Raw genomic sequence first — 16124 nt, 5'->3', positions numbered from 1 at the left:
TGAAAAAGCTCAAACGGATTGATCTTGATTCCGGCACCAGCCTGCTTACGGAAATATCAAAAAAGCAAAATATGATTTTCAAAGCATTCCAGATACGGTTACCATCGTTGACATAGTTATAATTTTCACGGGATTTTAGGTAGTATCAAATACACTCTAAAAGGTATTCAGGATTGGTCGAAAAGGTTAAGTGAAATAGAACTTCTGCTAAAAACAAATACAAATGAATATTTCACATATTCATTTAATTCAGTTCATGATGCAGTCAAGTATTTGATAAGTCTTCAAGAAGAATCAAAAGACTTGACCGGTAAATTAAAGTAGTAGCTTGAATGGATAGTATCTACATCGACGGCCAGATGCCCTCGCCCGAGCGGCAGAAGGAGCTGCTGGCCAAGATCGCCGACCAGATAGTCAAGCGCAAGCTAACCACCCCGGCCATCCTGTTCTTTGAGTCGGTCAAGCCGCTGTCCTTCGTGGGCAGCCAGGCCTTGGTGTTTCTGCAGCCCATCATCCAGGCCTTCCTCAACCGCCGGGAGTACGACGAGATCGTATTGATGATGGAGGAGCGGGAGAACGTGGAGAAGCTGCTGCTGGAGATCGAGAGCCAGGAGGCGGTCTGGCAGCAGCGAGAGCAGGCGGAGAAAGCCGAAGCTAAGAAGGTAAGAAGTTTAGAAGGTAAGAAACCCTGGTTCCAGAGGTTCAAACGTTCATTCAATAGGTTTACGGTAGGGGTTTGATTCATCAAACCTTGTAGGGGCGAATGGTTATTCGCCCAGTATATCCCCGGCGGGAGATGGACAAAATTCTGTAGGGGCAAAGGGGCCTCCTTCGCCGTAGTAGGCATGCATATGGCTGTAGGCTACGAAGGCTGAACCCTTCGCCCACAGTTAGTTGAGCCTGAAAGAAAAACAAATGATTTTTTAAATCCAGGAGAAAAACCATGTCTTACAAAGTCAGCGTCATAATAGAAAAAGATGAAAACGGGTTTTACGCTTACGCCCCCGAGCTTGAGGGTTGCCAGAGCCAGGGCGATACTTTGGAGGAAGCGGTAAAAAACATCAAGGAAGCCGTGGAACTTTACCTGGAAACTTCAAGCCGGGCCGGATCTGGAATAATGTCCATAATCTTATCGGATGGGTTAACTGCCCGTCAAGGAGGGTTATATGTTTGATAATCTTCAGATACAAAATTTTAAATCTATAAAGGATTTAAAATTAAATTGTAAAAGAATTAATGTTTTCATCGGTAAGCCCAATACTGGGAAAACAAACAAATTAATGTTTTCATCGGTAAGCCCAATACTGGGAAAACAAACATTCTTGAAGCTATCGGTATAATCGGGTTCCCGTATGGCGATATCAGAGAATTTGTTCGATTTGAACATTTCCCCAATCTTTTCTATGATTTAAATTTAGACGAGGGAATAGTTATTTCATTAAATAAGCATGTTTTTACAATAGAATTTGACAAAGGTTCATTCGAATTTAAATTGAGGGATAATGCGAAAGGAACACCAAATGCTCTGTATAATGAAGATCGAGGATTGGTTTATAATTACAGAGGCGATTACGAAAAATTAACTGGTGCTAGCCAACAATCTTCACAGCCACCTCCATTTAAATATTACTTGTTTGCGCCAAAACCAAAACCAACAAAAATTGACTATGATTCTTTATATCCTCCTTATGGGGAAAATCTACTTTTCTTACTTCAAACAAGAAAGAATTTAAGGAAAATCGCAGCCGACATATTTAGCGACTACGGCTTCCGAGTTTTATTAAAACCCACGGAACAAAAAATAGAAATTCAAAAGGAAATCGATGATATTGCAATATCGCTTCCTTATATAGTGGTATCTGATACGCTTCGCCGTGTTTTATTCCATATTGCGGCGATAGAGAGCAATAAAAATGCTGTAATTGCTTTTGATGAGCCGGAGGCCTTTGCTTTTCCATACTATACAAAATATATAGCTGAACGAATTGCGTTTGATGAAAGCAATCAATACTTTATCGCAACACATAACCCATACTTCTTGCTCTCGATATTGGAGAAAACACCTCAAAAAGATATAAATATATTCATTACATATTTCAAGGACTATCAAACGAAATTGAAATGTCTTTCTGCTGATGAAATGAAAAAAGTGTTGGACCTTGACGCCAGCATATTCTTCAATCTTGATCAATTCGTCGAGGAGTGAGATGATTTATGTCGAATGTTACCCGGACAAAGCATTAATAATGTCATTGGGTTTGTCAAAAAGAAAAATTGAACATGAATTCGGTAAAAGTAGAGTATGTAATAAACTTTCAAAGGCAACAAAATCTCTCGGTTTAGTTGATGAAGATCCCGAGACTACGCAACCTTCATATATGCTCAATTTGCACAAACATATTGATGTGCCAAGCTATAGCGTTTTTTGCGATAAAGTAAGGGATAATCAAGTAATAGTATTAAAACCAAAACTTGAGGGTTTCATTATCAAGGTAACAAAAGAAGCTGGTATAAAGTTGAGTGATTACAATCTGCCCGATGAAACTAAAGAATTGCATGATGCCATCAGTAGGAGGATGGAAAACAAAAACTATTTAAGATTGCTTGCAGAATTAAATGATAAAAGCCAAACCGTTATTCGGATAAGAAAAATAATTATAAAATCCATATAACCCATTAGGAGACGACGATGGCAGTTGATCCCAACCAGCTGAAAGTGATCCTGGTCACCGACTGCGGCAGCACCACCACCAAGGCCATCCTTATCGAATACAAGAACGGCGAATATCGCCAGACCACCCGGGGCGAGGCCCCCACCACGGTGGAAAAACCGTTTGAGGACGTCACCAAGGGCGTGCTCAACGCGGTGCGCGAGGTGGAGGAGCTTTGCGGTCGCAGGATACTCAAGGGCGAGGACATCATAACCCCGGTCCAGGGCAACGAGGGGGTGGACATCTACATGTCCACTTCCTCGGCCGGCGGCGGCCTGCAGATGATGGTGGCCGGAGTGGTCAAGACCATGACCGGCGAGAGCGCCGCCCGGGCCGCCCTGGGGGCCGGGGCCATCGTGATGGACGTGCTGGCCTCCAACGACGGCCGCCTGCCGCACCAGCGGATCGAACGGATCCGTCACCTGCGTCCCGACATGATCCTGCTATCCGGCGGCATCGACGGCGGCACCGTGACCCACGTGGCCGAAATGGCCGAGCTGATCGGCGCGGCCGACCCCAAGCCCCGGTTCGGCACCAGCTACATGCTGCCGGTGATCTATGCCGGGAACAAGGACGCCCGGGAGATCGTCACCAAGACCCTGGGCGAGAAGACCGCCCTGCTGGTCAAGGAAAACCTGCGCCCGGTGCTGGAGCGGGAGAACCTCAAACCGGCCCGGGACGCCATTCATGACGTCTTCATGGAGCACGTGATGGCCCATGCTCCGGGCTATAAAAAACTGATGGCCATGGCCCACGAGGTGCCCATCATGCCCACCCCGGGCGCGGTGGGGCTGATGATCCAGTCCCTGGCCAAGGCCGATGACATCGCGGCGGTGGGGGTGGATATCGGCGGGGCCACCACCGATGTCTTTTCCGTTTTCTACGGGCTCAACGAAAAGAAGGAGCGCGCGGCCACCTTCAACCGTACGGTTTCCGCCAACTTAGGCATGAGCTATTCCATCTCCAACGTGCTGGCCGAGGCGGGCCTCGAGAACATCATGCGCTGGGTCCCGTTCGAGATGGACGAGGCCGACCTGCGCAACCGGATCCGCAACAAGATGATTCGCCCCACCACCATCCCTCAAAGCCTGGAGGAGCTTCAGATAGAGCAGGCCATCAGCCGCGAGGCCCTGCGTCTGGCTTTTAAACAGCACAAGGAAATGGCGGTGGGTTTAAAAGGGGTGCAGCAGGAGCGCACCATCTCCGACGCCTTTGACCAGAGCGGATCGGGGGACACCCTGATCAATATGATGGACCTCAACATCATGATCGGCTCCGGCGGCGTGCTTTCCCACGCTCCGCGCCGGGCCCAATCGGCCCTGATGATGATTGACGCCTTTGAGCCCTCCGGCATCACCACCATGGCGGTGGACTCCATCTTCATGGCCCCGCACCTGGGCGTCTTGTCAACAGTGCACGCCCCGGCCGCCAACGAGGTTTTCGTCAAGGACTGCTTAGTGCGACTGGGATCCGCCATCTGCCCCGCCGGACAGGGCAAGGAAGGCCAGCCCTGCGTCACCGTCAGGTTTACCCGGGCCGACGGCAGCAAGGTCGAGGAGAGCGTCAAAGTTGGCGAGATGAAACTGATCCCGCTGGGAGCGGAGAAGATCAAGGCCCAGATAATCCTGGCCAAGCACTTCGACCTCGGGGCCGGTAAGGGCAAGGAACTGGAGGCCACTTTGGAAGGTGGCACGGTGGGCGTGATCATAGACGGCCGGGGCCGGATCCTTGTTTTACCGGCCGACAAGAAGGAGAGGATCAGAAAGCTCAACGAGTGGAACCAGGCGCTGAATATCTACCCGACGAAGTAACGTAATAACGTTAAACGTCAAACGAGGAGAAGAATGGCACATGCATATACTCCGGGTTTAAAAGTAACCGAAAAAGCGGTGATCAAAAAAGACCGCCGGCTGCCCTTAAAGGGCCAGGTGCTGGTCAAAATGGGCGACAAGGTCACGGCCGACCAGGTGGTGGCCAAGACCGAACTGCCGGGCAATGTTCAGACCCTGAACGTGGCCGGCCTGCTGGGGATCCTGCCCGAGGACGTTACCGGGCACATGATCAAGAAACCGGGCGATCCCATTCAGAAAGACGAAACCGTGGCCATCAGCAAGGGATTCTTCGGGCTGTTCAAGTCCGCCTGCAAGTCGCCGGTGACCGGGACCATCGAGTCCATCTCGCCCATCACCGGCCAGGTGATACTGCGCGAGCCGCCCCTGCCGGTGCAGGTCCGGGCCTATGTGGACGGCCAGGTGGCGCAGGAGAATCCGGGCGAGGGGGTGGTGGTGGAGACCTTCGGCACTTTCGTCCAGGGCATCTTCGGGATCGGGGGCGAGGTCCACGGCGAAGTCAAGATGGCGGTGGATGATCCGTCTAAAGAGCTGATCCCCGAACTTCTCACTCCCGAATGCAAGGGCAAAGTAGTGGTGGGCGGCTCGCTGATCAGGATCGCCGGCATGAAAAAAGCGGCCGAGGTCGGGGCCAGCGCGGTGGTGGTGGGCGGCATCAACGACGCCGACCTCAAGGCGCTATTGGGCTACGATATCGGCGTGGCCATCACCGGAACAGAAGAGAAAGGGTTCACCTTGATGGTTACCGAGGGCTTCGGCCAGATGACCATGGCCCAAAAAACATTCAATCTTTTGAAGTCCAAGGAGGGCTTAAAGGCCTCGGTCAACGGCGCCACCCAGATCCGGGCCGGGGTGATGAGGCCCGAGGTCATCATTCCGCTGACGGACGGCGGCCAGGCCGACGAGGCCCGGAAACAGCAGGGCGGGATGGATATCGGCATGGCCATCCGCTGCATCCGTCAGCCTTACTTCGGCCTGATCGGAAGGGTTTCGGCCCTGCCGGCCGAACTGCAGAAATTAGAATCGGAAAGCCACGCCCGGGTGCTGGAGGTCGTCTTTGACGACGGCACCAAGGCCATAGTGCCCCGGGCCAACGTGGAGCTGATAGAGGATTAAAAACGTTGAATCCTTAAGACAGGAGATCCTCCGCTGAAGCTAGTGCCCCCGCTAAAGCTATGGCATACGCTTGTGTGCCGAAACAGCTGCTGTGAATAGCTACTACAGCGTGCCTGTGCGCTGAAGCGCTTCGGCGCGCAAGCGTGCAGGCACGAGGAAGCCTATATATAGCGTAAGCGGATGGCGCTTGAAGAAGGCCGACATTGAAGCATAAGCGGATTTACATGATTTGCAGGATCTAATGCGATTTTAAAATCACGGGAATCCTGTAAACTAAATCAAACCGCCTTTGGCGTCCTGCCGGCCATTTCTTATTTACAGCCACAAATCACATTCACTTTAAGTTATCGCCGTGTTATCAAAACAAAAGAACATCAGCCCCTTGATTCTTTCCGGCGGCTTTCTTTTGTGGTGGTTTGTGGCTTCGTTTTTTTCGGGCCGCTATACCTGGGGATTTGGCCTTTTAAAATATTATTCTCTGATTTTTCGGATGGTCTGGTTTTTAAGCGGGCTGGCGATGATGTCGCTGTTGCAGTTCATTCCGGAGCCGAAATATTTTAAATTCAGCCTTCCTAAATCGGAGAGCATTTTAATTGTTTTGTTGCCGGCCGGGTTAGTCCTCTACATATTACTGAGGGTCAATATCCCGCTTTTGGGCGACGGGTTCTTGCGCAGCCAGGAAATTTCGGCCGGCCGGCTGTTATCGTTTACCGAACCTTTGACCACCCTGGCCCACGGGATGTTATACCGCCTTTTGTCTGTCCTCAATTTTCAGACGAACCTGTCCCAGCTTTCCTACCGTATTCTCAGCGCAGTCGGCGGGACCGCCGCCCTGACCCTGTATTACTTTTATGCCAAAGATCACGGCGACAGGCAGGTCTTCTGGCCGCTGATCTTCATTTTGGCCGGGGCCGGTTTCAATCAGATATTTTACGGATACATAGAAAGCTATGCCCTGTTTTTGGCGGTTTTGGGCTGGTATCTTTTTCTGGCCCGGAAAAATATATCGGATTCCAAACCGTCTTTTATTCCGGCCATCCTGGCCGGCCTCGCCGTTGCCCTGCATGGTTCCGGGATTTTTTTAATTTCCTCGCTGATATATTATTGGAACAAAAAATCTTATTTCAGCGTCAAAACAAGAGTAAAAAGATTTTTACTTGAATTCCTGTCCTTTTCCGCCATTCCGGTAGCGGCGCTGGTCATAGGCCTGTTGCTGGCTTCACGGCCGGAGGTGACCACCTCAGTGGCCGAGCTTCCCAAAAAATCAATGCTCCCCTTATGGGGCGGGTTCTGGGGCTACGGAATTTTCAGCCCGGGACACTGGCTGGATATTTTCAACCAGTTGCTTTTGGCCGCCCCGGTCGCGTGGCTGCTGTTTTGGGCCAATCCCCGAGCCGGGTATTTCAAGGAACCGGCCGAAAAATTCTTGGGCCTGGCAGTGGCGGGCGGGATTTTGTTTCTGATCGTCGTTGATCCCAAACTGGGCACGGCCCGGGACTGGGATCTTTTATCCTGGCCTTTCATGGCGCTGTTGTTTTTTATTCTTCACCGGGTTTTGAAACTGAATCTTGAATGGCGGAGATGGGCCGCCGCGGCTGTAATTTCGGTCTGGCTTTTTTTGCCCTGGATCATGGTCAATGTTTCGGCGGAAAAATCGCTGGCCCGATACACCGACCTGCTGGCTGCGGATAAAAGATCGGCGGCCTACGGCTATGAGAACCTGGCCATATATTACCGGGACCACCGTGATCCTGAAATGATGGAGCGGGCCTATCGGATGGCCAGGGATAGCGACAGCCTGAATCCCCGCCACATCTATAATTACGCCCTGGCCCTTTCCCAGAACGGCAATGACCTGCGGTCGCTGCCTTACTTCCAAAAGTCCCTGCAGCTTGAGGCCCGGAGCGCCAAGCGCTGGAACGATTACGGCGCAGCCCTGATAAAGTGCCAGATGCCGGAGCCGGCCCGGGAAGCCCTGAGCCGGGCCCTGGCACTGGACCAGGGCAACGGAGACGCCCTGTATAATATGGGGGTGGCCCACTGCCTGATGTTAGACTGGACCATGGCCGATAGTTTTTTTGCCCTGACCAACAGAACCGGTTATCCCGATGCCTGGCTCTATTATTATTGGGGCGAAGTTAAATTGAATCTTAAGCAGTATCCCAAGGCTGCCGAATACCTGAAAATAGCCATTGACGTCGGGATCAGGGAAAAGGCGCTTTTTGATGCCTATCAAAAGGCGCTGGCGGCTCTGCCGGAAAGAAATAGATGATCTGGCGTTTCATAAATACCGGCCGGGCCGGAGGGGCTTTCAACATGGCTTTGGACTTGGCCCTGGCCGGTTCGGTCCGAAATAGAACATCGGAGCCGGTGCTGCGCTTTTACGACTGGGCGCAGCCCACCATATCTCTGGGATACAATCAGGACGCGGAGCAATTGGATCTGGAGGCCTGCCGCCGGGCCGGGGTCAAAGTGGTCCGGCGGCCCACCGGCGGCCGGGCGGTGTTCCATTTCAACGAATTCACCTATAGCGTGATAGCATTGCAGGACAATCCGCTTCTGGGCGGTCCGGTCTTAAATACATACTGCACCATTGCCCAGGCCCTGGTGCTGGGATTGAAACAATTGGGGATCAAATCCGAACTGCAGCGCTCGCAAAGCGTCGGAGCCAGCGTCAAGGATTCGCCGCTGTGCTTCGCCGCCGCCGGGCGCTACGAGATCACGGCCTCGGGCAAAAAAATGCTGGGCAGCGCCCAGCGCCGGATCCAGGGGGTCATTCTGCAGCAGGGATCGCTGCTTTTAGCCCAGGACCAGAATCTGGCGCCGTTCTACCGCCAGCCGGCTGAAGCCAACGCCGCCACGGCCGGGGAACTGCTGGGCAGAAAAGTCGGTTTTGAAGAGGCAGCCGGTTGCATGTTGCAGGGCTTCAAGCTGGCCTGGGCCGCGGAATTTTTCCAGGGTTCCATAACTTCCAACGAGTTACAAGAAGCGGAAAAATATCTGCCCCAGGTGAATATTTTATAAAAGCGCAATTTTTTTATTGACAGATTTATTGTTTTGGTTTACACTAATAGGTTAATGGATTTAAAAGGCACGCTTCCGATTAAACCGAGCCGTCTAATTTTAAGACAAACCATATTATGGGCTTGCAGGCCGACCTCTCCGATTTTACTCTTTCGGAGATAATTTACTTTTTATCCCACTTTAAAAAAACCGGAGTGTTGACGGTCAAGGCCAAAAACAGCTTTGGCGAAGTTTATTTTGACAAGGGCGACACCGTTCATGCCATTCTGGGCGACATCAAGGGACCGGAGGCGGTGTTCAACCTTTGTCTGGAGACCTTGGGCGAGGCCAAATACACCGCCGGGGTCAAGTCCCCCGAGGTCACCATCAAGGACGGGGCCGGGAAGATACTGGAGGAGGGGGAGCGCCGCCGCACCGAGATGGCCGAGATACTGAAAACCCTGCCGCCGCTGGACACCGTGCTGGCCCGCACCGCCCAGGCCCCCGAAGAATCGGCCGTCACTATCCGCCGCAGCGACTGGACCATCATGGCCCTGGTCAACGGCAAGCGGGACATCCGCCAGATAGTGGCCGACAGCAAGCTGGGGATGTTCGAAGTGGTCAAGACCGTGGCCTGGCTTTTGGCCAAGAACCTGGTGATGGATCCCAAGGAGATGGAGCGCCTGTTCAAGGACAAGGTAAATTTCGTCAATCTGCTGCTGGACGAGTTCGGCGTCAAGGGCACCGGAGTGGCGTCGTACCTGGAGATGTTAAAGGCCTCTCTGTCCGATCTGGACAAGGGCGGCCGGATGGCCCGCCATTTGGAATTCGGGGCCGACCGGCTGAACATAGCGCCCGGCCCCCTGTCCGATGTCACCAAAGAAGAGCTGATAGAGATCTGGGAGAGGTTGTCCGATACCGTTCATAAAAAAGGGCTGAAAGAATTCGGACCCATGCTGGGCAAACATAAATACCAGACCGCCCAGGCCCGTTCGCTGAAATAAACCAAGCCCAGGCATACTCAAGTGCTCTGATTGGGCGCCAGAGAAACTCCAGAGGTAAAGATGAGTATACAAAATAAATCAAATCTACAAGAGAGGGCAGAAAGAGCTGCTTCCCTGTTCCCAGAAACTGCAAGGAAAACGATAGTCATCGAATTTGCTGGTACGCCAAAAGCCGGCAAGACTACAACCCTGAGCCAGATAAACACTTTCCTCAAAAGATGCGGCTTCAAGGTTGAGATAGTCGTTGAACGGGCTTCTGTATGCCCGATAAAGGATAAGAAACACGTCAACTTCAACATCTGGACGGCATGCACTACACTGTCCCAGCTTCTTGAGAAGACGCAGACACCACCAAGAGCAGAAGACCCGCAAATTCTTATCTTGGATCGTGGGATATTCGACTCGATCTGTTGGTTGCGTCTCATGGAAAGGCTGCAACGTCTCCGGCCGTCGGAGAGGAAGATCGTGGAGGACTTCCTGGTTATCCCGGACTGGAGGGAACGCATCACCGGCGTTATCCTCATGACGGCTTCCCCGGCAGACTCAATGCAACGCGAACAAGGCATGCTCCCTGTCGTTGGTGCTAGAGGGTCGATAATGAATGAGTCTGTGCTGCAGCAGATGACTATTGTCGCTCGAGAGACAGCGAAAGATATGCAAGCCCTTTTCAGGGTGTTCGAAGTGAGCACATCTGATGAGGAGACTAAGAACAAACCCCAATTCACAGCGGAGAAGGTTGCTGAACTGGTACTGTCGCTCATCGAACAGCAACTTCAGGAAGAAATACTTCATCTACCCAGAACTGAAGTGAAAGGTGTCTTCCAAAGCGCGACAACAATCGACGTGAATAGTGCAAGAGACTTGGTGGCGATTTTTCAGAGTTCCGGGAAATATGCACCCAGACAAGAAGTGGAAGCCGACACCGGACTAGTTCAAGCTCTTCCAGTCGTGGTCGTACGCAATGCATCAGGTCAGGTACTCCGCTTGCGCCGACGTGAGAGATCCGAAGCAAACCCCCTCCATGAGAAGATGGTTGTCTGGGCGGGAGGACACGTGCGACGCGAAGACAACCATACTGGCCAGGCCATTCTGAAATGCATTACAAGGGAACTTGAGGAGGAACTTCGGTTGCGAGTAACAGCCGACAGTGTCACGCTCTTGGGGGCTGTCTATCTGGAAGACGGTAAATCCTCTGTCAAGCATGTCGCAATTGTGTATGAATGGCGAGCCCCAACTGACGACGTCGAAGTCGCGCTGAGCAATGCCGAGTTCTTCGAGAGGCGCGGGACCTCTCTAAGCGGCAAGTTTGTAGGTCTTGATGAGATTGTGCAGGAGATGAATACAGCCCATAACGAGGAACCATGGTCTGACTACATCATCAGAGAGTTCCTATCCAAAGACGCCCACCACATTCAGAGTCGCCTATTCTGACCGAGGCAGACGCTTAACATCGGCTGCTACGGACGAAGTCCCGCCGCAGAGCCGTGACGTTGCGTTATTTCTCAAGTAAATACAGCGCAACTTTTCTCCGTATACTTAAATTAACTCAGGAGCCAATATGGCTAAAGACCCGGCCGAATTAGTGGAAAGCGTTTTAAAGATGGAGGCGGTCCGGCACTCCGTGGCGGTGGCCAAGGAAGATGGAACGATGGTCAAGGCCTCCGCCGGGGCGCCTGGAAATCTGGGAGAGGTGGTGGCCTTTTTGGGTTCAGCGGCCGAGGTCATCTCCTCCAATCTGGCACTGGGGGAGCTCAGCTCGGTGCTGGCCGAGGGCCAAAACCATAAAATGCTGATCCTGCCCCACCAGACGGTCTACCTGGGAGTGGACCTGGACCCGGCCCAGTCTCCTTGGTGGGTGCTGCAGCCTAGCCCCCTGGACCTGCTGTCGGAAAGCAAGATGGCCGAAATATCCGAGGCCGAGGAACTGCTTAAGCAAAAAATGATCCTGGTCAACCTGCTGCTGGAGGAATTCGGGGCCAAGGGCGAAAAGGCCCCCGAGTGGCGGGAACTGCTGGCCCGCGAGATCAAGAACGTCGATCCCTCGGGGCGCCTGGCCAAAATGGTGGCCGCCGGCCCGGGACAGATATCCCGTAACGAAGGGGTAAAGGCAGACATCTCCAAAAAAGAGGTGGGCGACGCCTTTGAAAAGTTAGTTAATTTGACCTGTAAAAAAGCCATCGCCTCTTTGGGGTTCGTGGAGGTCAAACAAAAATTCCAGACCGTGATCTCGCGGCTGGCTACGGAAAAGAGGTGAGGCCGTGAATATGGAAGAGGTCCTCATCCAACTTTCCAGCCAGCAGGGCGTGACCGGCAGTTTCTTCGTGGGCGACGATAATAGTTTTGTTTCCCAAACCCTGTCCAAAAGCTTCGCCAAGGAAAACGCCCAGCGAGCGGTGATGGTGCTGGCCCAGACCTTTGACGCCCTGAACCAGGTGGCCCAGTTCCAAATAACCAAGATGATGGTCAACTCCCGGGGGATCAGGCTTTTCATCCGCCGCGCCGACAAGGGTTACCTGAACCTTCTAACCGACGCCACCGCCGACGCCGCAGTAATAGACGCCGCCTTGGACGGCGCCCTGACCGAGATCAAAAATTTAACTGCGGCTCCGGCCGCCCCGGCCCCGGTCATTCTCGCTCCGCCAGCTCCGGTCCCGGCGGCCAAACAGGCTGCGCCTGTCGTACAACCCAAAACTGCTCCCATAACTGCGGCCCCGGCCCCGCCCGCCCCCACCCCGGCGGTAAAGGCTCCAGCCGTTCCGACACAGGCAATCCCGGTCCCGGTAGCCAAGCCGGCGGCGCCTCCGGCTCCGCCCAAGCCGGCCCCGGTCCCAGCAGCTCCGTTGGAGCCTGCGGTGCTGGACAAGATCCTGGCGGTAGCCGAGGAATTTTTGGGCGAGCTGGGCCCGGACATCTTCCAGAACCAAATGACTGACCACAAGATCTCCAAGGAAAAACTGCTGCGCGATCCGGTGATGAAATTCTGTTACGGTCTGCAGAAGGACGCCGCCATGATCATCGGGCCTTCGGCTGCCAAGCAGATGGCCGATAGGATGATGCTTTTGCTGAAATGAAACAACAAGAAAACGAAAGCAGAAAACGAAAAGAAAACGAAAGCAGCCCTTCGGCAGAGTTTACCCTGAGTTGAACCGAAGGGCTCAGGGTAAAAAACAAAAACAAAAATAGAAACAACGAAGTCATGGTCGATCTGAAATTACGGACAAAACGATACGCATTACAAATTATCAACCTCTATTGTAAATTGCCTAAAAGTGACATCGGCAAAATTTTGGGAAAGCAGATGCTGCGGTCTGGCACATCGGTGGGCGCCAATTACCGGGAAGCGACGCGGGCCAGGTCAACCCGGGAATTCTGCTCAAAAGCGAACATATCGCTTCAGGAGCTTGATGAGACCGGGTATTGGCTGGAGTTAATTTCAGAAAGCGGCACGATTAGCGCTCCGGAAGCGCAGTCTGCATGGGATGAAACAAGTGAACTGACGGCCATTTTTGTTACCATGATCAAAAACGCAAAGGCAAAACGGAGCAGGCCAAGCATCTGACCAATTATTTTGCCTTCTGCTTTTAAAACTCTGATTTGAAGGAGAGTCAAATGTTCAAACAACTGCTTTATCCCGGCGAGTACCTGTGGTATGTGACGGTCACCAACCTGGTCACCATCCTGGGAAGCGTCCTGCTGTGGGTGGCCTGCGTGCTGTTCGGGCTGATCGCCCGGAAGTACGAGATCGTGCTGCGCAAGAAGACCGACTGGCAGTACATGATCTTCGCGCCTTCCGGAGTGCTGGTCTATGCGGTAATCCAGATCATCGCCTTTGCCAGCCAGGTCAAGCTTAACGTCCTTCAGTCCTGGATAGCCTACGCCTTCTTTCTGCTGTCCGGAGTATTATCCTTTCTGGGCGCCCTAAAATTCAAGCGCGTGGTCACCCCGGTCAAAAAGCCGGCCCCGGCCCCAGGCGCCGTTTCCGCTTCCAAACCGGCCGCCGCGGTCAAGTAGTTTCTTCCGAATTATTAATTCGAAGCACGAAATCCGAAACAAATTCGAATGACCGAATGGCCGGAAAGCCAGAAAACCACATCAGATCGCGGGCAAACCGATTTTTATCATTGTTTTTTGAACATTTGATTTTGTTTCGAGATTCGTGCTTCGGATTTCGAATTTGGTCCCGGCTTGCCTGCCCCACATGATGCGGTGGTCCAAGTTAGGCCTTTTAAAAAATCACGTTCCTTTTAAAACCACAAGCCAAGGAGGTCGTCTCATGGAAGTCTCCATCCCAGCCGAACTGCTTTTTGCCGTAGCCGTGGCCCTGTTCGGCGTTTCGTTTTTATACTATTCCCGGATATTAAAACGGCTGTTGGCCATCATCCGCCGCCCCTCGGTTATCTGGGCGCTGCCCTTGGCGGGCGCCATCTTTCTGGGGCTGGGGGCACTGTTCCATTTTCTGCCGCTGGCCATCTATCCCCGGCTGGACCCCTCCCGCACCGACCAGTTGATGCAGATCTGCCAGAGCCGGAGCCTGGAGGCGGCGGGAATATTTTTGGCCGGATTCATCTCCATCATCGCCGGGCTGGTGTACACCCGCTGGACCAGCCGGTAAATAGCCGAGGCACCATTCAGGACGCAGCTTTAACTTTAATTACTTTGCCCACAAAAAACATCATCTGGGTTGCGTCGAAGGGGCACAAAATATTTGGTGGTTTTTTCGTGTTCCTTCGACTGGTTCGGCTTACTTCGGCAAGCTCAGTACAAGTCACTCACCACAGGTTTGCTCAGGACAAGCTTTAGCGGGCAGGTTCCCCGGATTCCTGTTCCCGCAAAAAATATTTTAAAATATTTTACGTAAGCTATTGACAAACTTGCCGAAAAGTGATAATCTTTTAGAATAGCAGAAAGATTGATTATGAAAAAATACGAAAGGAGGTGACGGCGAAGAATCTTGCTTTAAGCAAGGCGACAACCACGGGAAAAACCGGCCGGAAAGCCCGCCGGTCAGTATTACCATAAACCATCCGCAGATGGCGCAGATATCATGATTGGGGGAGAATAATGTCAAATGAAGATTTGCTCCCATTTATAGATGCCTAAAAAAATCTGTGAAAATCTGGGGATACAGTAAATCTAAACATAAAAAAGGAGTCCAACCCATGAAAAAAGGTTTGATTTTGTGCCTGGCTCTGGCAATGGCTCTGGCCATGGTGGCCGACGCCAAAAAAATGGATCCCAGAACCAACTTAGTGACCAAGGACGGCGACGCCCCAATGGTCAAAGCCTTCCATGCCAAGCTGCCCGGCGTTGGGGTAGTGGTCAGTCCTACCGGCTACGCTGATGCCTGGCGCAGTACTGCAGCCATGACCGGCAAAAGCATAATAGTTGATCCCACTGGGACCAACATTGCCATGGCGTTCGGCGTGGCCGGAAGCCCCTGCAACCTGGTGTTCGGCTATTCCAACGACGGCGGCGCTAACTGGGGAACCCAGACCATCGCCTCCAATATGAACGCCAGGATTTACAACGGGCTGGCCTTGGACAACGCCGGTTTGCCCTATATCGTCTGGCAGGACCGGGCCATCCACGCAATCCAGTGGTCCAGGGACGACGGCGGGATCGGGGGCGGACTGTGGACCAGCTACGACACCCTGGCCCGGGACTCGGCGGCCTGGTATATTCCCTCCATCGGCGTTAAGGGCACCAAGCTGATGATGTCGGCCTTTAGCCACGGTGCATTTCCGGGTAGCGACTTTTCCATCCACATGGTGCTTTCCAACAACCTGGGCGCCAGCTGGGTGCCCCCCTTTGACCGGGAGCCCCTGCCCTATGGCTGGAACAAGTTTTGCTACAACGAGATCTCCGGGCAGGGCTGGGACCTGGACGAAGCCGACTGGCTGATCTCGGGCAGCGGCGACACCGTGGTGGCCTTCATGGACCTCGTCGGCGATACCCTGCTGTCTAACGCCCACAGCGGATACGCCGGCTTCTTCCCGGCCTATAAGATCTCGGTGGACGGCGGCGTGACTTGGGGCGCCATGCAGATGTTTACCCCCTACCCGCAGTACTGGTGGGGCGGCTGGTGGTACATGTACGACGGCGCCTGGATCGGCGACCGGCCGTATTTTTTGTTCACCTGGCAGGACGGCACCTGGAACGGCCAGGGCTTGTTCGTCTACTTCCCGACCACGGCCGGCGACTTCAGCGCCTGGACCGTCAAGCGTATCTCCGGCATCCCCAGCAACCTGGCCGGCGTTACCCCTGGCGACTTGAACGGCGGCGGCGTCAACTTTCCGACTTTGAGTTCCGATGCGGCCGGCAACATCTACGCCATCTATAACGACTATGGCAAGACTACCAACAATGACGAGATCTTCGGGGTGGCCTCCGTTGACAGCGGGAAAACCTGGCTGAACCCGGTGCAGCTGACCAACGAAGCG

16 protein-coding genes are annotated in these 16124 nt (G+C 53.1%); all 16 read left to right on the top strand.

Annotated elements, in window-relative coordinates; genetic code table 11:
* The first annotated feature begins 332 nt into the window (after positions 1-332).
* On the top strand, positions 333-740 hold the full coding sequence (locus tag HY768_05195) for a hypothetical protein (GenBank protein MBI4726605.1): 408 nt from the start codon (positions 333-335) through the stop codon (positions 738-740).
* A 203-nt stretch (positions 741-943) separates the two neighbouring features.
* Positions 944-1174 carry a type II toxin-antitoxin system HicB family antitoxin gene (locus HY768_05190; protein ID MBI4726604.1) on the top strand — a complete coding sequence of 77 codons (231 nt, stop codon included), beginning with the start codon at positions 944-946 and terminating at the stop codon, positions 1172-1174.
* A gap of 102 nt (positions 1175-1276) precedes the next feature.
* Positions 1277-2206 (top strand): AAA family ATPase, encoded by a 930-nt coding sequence (locus HY768_05185; protein ID MBI4726603.1) that lies wholly within the window; start codon positions 1277-1279, stop codon positions 2204-2206.
* A gap of 1 nt (position 2207) precedes the next feature.
* Positions 2208-2672: a hypothetical protein gene (locus tag HY768_05180; GenBank protein MBI4726602.1), complete on the top strand. Its 465-nt coding sequence runs from the start codon at positions 2208-2210 to the stop codon at positions 2670-2672.
* Between the two features lie 17 nt (positions 2673-2689).
* Entirely contained in the window at positions 2690-4522 is a 1833-nt protein-coding gene (locus tag HY768_05175; protein ID MBI4726601.1) for a glutamate mutase L, read from the top strand.
* Positions 4523-4555: 33 nt separating this feature from the next.
* Positions 4556-5677: a hypothetical protein gene (locus HY768_05170; GenBank protein ID MBI4726600.1), complete on the top strand. Its 1122-nt coding sequence runs from the start codon at positions 4556-4558 to the stop codon at positions 5675-5677.
* Positions 5678-6029: 352 nt separating this feature from the next.
* The gene (locus HY768_05165) at positions 6030-7949 is read left to right on the top strand and encodes a hypothetical protein (protein ID MBI4726599.1); all 1920 of its coding nucleotides are present in this window, start codon (positions 6030-6032) and stop codon (positions 7947-7949) included.
* On the top strand, positions 7946-8701 hold the full coding sequence (locus HY768_05160; protein ID MBI4726598.1) for a lipoate--protein ligase family protein: 756 nt from the start codon (positions 7946-7948) through the stop codon (positions 8699-8701). Before HY768_05165 ends, HY768_05160 begins: the two co-directional genes overlap by 4 nt.
* 116 nt (positions 8702-8817) lie before the next feature.
* Positions 8818-9684, top strand: coding sequence for a DUF4388 domain-containing protein (locus tag HY768_05155; GenBank protein MBI4726597.1), 867 nt, complete (start codon positions 8818-8820; stop codon positions 9682-9684).
* A gap of 30 nt (positions 9685-9714) precedes the next feature.
* Positions 9715-11115, top strand: coding sequence for an NUDIX domain-containing protein (locus tag HY768_05150; GenBank protein MBI4726596.1), 1401 nt, complete (start codon positions 9715-9717; stop codon positions 11113-11115).
* Positions 11116-11242: 127 nt separating this feature from the next.
* Positions 11243-11938 (top strand): hypothetical protein, encoded by a 696-nt coding sequence (locus tag HY768_05145; protein MBI4726595.1) that lies wholly within the window; start codon positions 11243-11245, stop codon positions 11936-11938.
* A gap of 10 nt (positions 11939-11948) precedes the next feature.
* On the top strand, positions 11949-12755 hold the full coding sequence (locus HY768_05140) for a hypothetical protein (GenBank protein ID MBI4726594.1): 807 nt from the start codon (positions 11949-11951) through the stop codon (positions 12753-12755).
* A gap of 125 nt (positions 12756-12880) precedes the next feature.
* On the top strand, positions 12881-13243 hold the full coding sequence (locus tag HY768_05135) for a four helix bundle protein (protein MBI4726593.1): 363 nt from the start codon (positions 12881-12883) through the stop codon (positions 13241-13243).
* A 50-nt stretch (positions 13244-13293) separates the two neighbouring features.
* Positions 13294-13695, top strand: coding sequence for a hypothetical protein (locus HY768_05130; GenBank protein ID MBI4726592.1), 402 nt, complete (start codon positions 13294-13296; stop codon positions 13693-13695).
* A gap of 262 nt (positions 13696-13957) precedes the next feature.
* Positions 13958-14296, top strand: coding sequence for a hypothetical protein (locus HY768_05125; GenBank protein ID MBI4726591.1), 339 nt, complete (start codon positions 13958-13960; stop codon positions 14294-14296).
* A gap of 547 nt (positions 14297-14843) precedes the next feature.
* Positions 14844-16124: hypothetical protein (locus HY768_05120; protein MBI4726590.1), on the top strand; the 1281-nt coding region annotated here is incomplete at its 3' end.

It is taken from the genome of candidate division TA06 bacterium, assembly GCA_016208585.1.
In the GTDB taxonomy this organism is placed as follows: Bacteria; Edwardsbacteria; AC1; order AC1; family EtOH8; genus UBA5202.
This window is presented reverse-complemented; position numbering and strand designations above follow the sequence as displayed.

Coding starts and splice junctions, on each gene's coding strand:
- HY768_05170 (MBI4726600.1), top strand. CDS start 4,556: ATGGCACATGCATATACTCCGGGTTTAAAAGTAACCGAAAAAGCGGTG.
- HY768_05135 (MBI4726593.1), top strand. CDS start 12,881: ATGGTCGATCTGAAATTACGGACAAAACGATACGCATTACAAATTATC.
- HY768_05140 (MBI4726594.1), top strand. CDS start 11,949: ATGGAAGAGGTCCTCATCCAACTTTCCAGCCAGCAGGGCGTGACCGGC.
- HY768_05130 (MBI4726592.1), top strand. CDS start 13,294: ATGTTCAAACAACTGCTTTATCCCGGCGAGTACCTGTGGTATGTGACG.
- HY768_05160 (MBI4726598.1), top strand. CDS start 7,946: ATGATCTGGCGTTTCATAAATACCGGCCGGGCCGGAGGGGCTTTCAAC.
- HY768_05145 (MBI4726595.1), top strand. CDS start 11,243: ATGGCTAAAGACCCGGCCGAATTAGTGGAAAGCGTTTTAAAGATGGAG.
- HY768_05155 (MBI4726597.1), top strand. CDS start 8,818: ATGGGCTTGCAGGCCGACCTCTCCGATTTTACTCTTTCGGAGATAATT.
- HY768_05180 (MBI4726602.1), top strand. CDS start 2,208: ATGATTTATGTCGAATGTTACCCGGACAAAGCATTAATAATGTCATTG.
- HY768_05125 (MBI4726591.1), top strand. CDS start 13,958: ATGGAAGTCTCCATCCCAGCCGAACTGCTTTTTGCCGTAGCCGTGGCC.
- HY768_05175 (MBI4726601.1), top strand. CDS start 2,690: ATGGCAGTTGATCCCAACCAGCTGAAAGTGATCCTGGTCACCGACTGC.
- HY768_05190 (MBI4726604.1), top strand. CDS start 944: ATGTCTTACAAAGTCAGCGTCATAATAGAAAAAGATGAAAACGGGTTT.
- HY768_05195 (MBI4726605.1), top strand. CDS start 333: ATGGATAGTATCTACATCGACGGCCAGATGCCCTCGCCCGAGCGGCAG.